Source organism: Aeromicrobium sp. PFPM2_SD2 (assembly GCF_057364525.1).
Genome location: NZ_JBNFNZ010000854.1, coordinates 1 through 492 on the forward strand (window position 1 = coordinate 1; position 492 = coordinate 492).

1 protein-coding gene is annotated in these 492 nt (G+C 52.4%); it reads left to right on the plus strand.

All coding sequences use genetic code 11. The features are described 5' to 3' along the window. Window positions 1-241: 241 nt before the first annotated feature. On the plus strand, window positions 242-492 hold a 251-nt coding region (locus AC2W7G_RS18485; protein WP_485869712.1), incomplete at its 3' end, for a hypothetical protein.

The window sequence follows — 492 nt, forward strand, 5'->3', positions numbered from 1 at the left end:
ATCCAACCTGCGATTCGAGGTCAAAGCAATGAGTGAATACTTTACGGGTCCTTGCGGCCCCTCAAGTCCTGCCCGAAGACCTTTTCAAGTCAAAACTATGTGCGCAACAAACGCTGCACTGGTGGCTGAGGCTGCGAGTCGTGGACATCTGAGCTGTCTGTCTATGGACGGGCGTAAACAACGGTGCGTGGGAGATTACCGCTGCTGGCACCAAGTTCCTGAACCAACACGGAGGCTGCCTATGAGCTTACTTGAAACTTTACAATCCCTGCTGCGTGAGAACCCTTGGTCATACGAGCTGCCAGACGAGTGGGAAATCCTTGAGGATGGAGACTGGTGTGACAACCATAAGTCCGAGGCCAAAGAGGACATCGTTAAGCACATGCCTTCAGGTAAAATCTTCCGTGTGTCTCTGGGTCGAACTGGGGACTACTGGCAGGGCTACGAGACCGAGTTCTATGATGCTAAAGAGGTTGAGCCTTATGAAGCGGT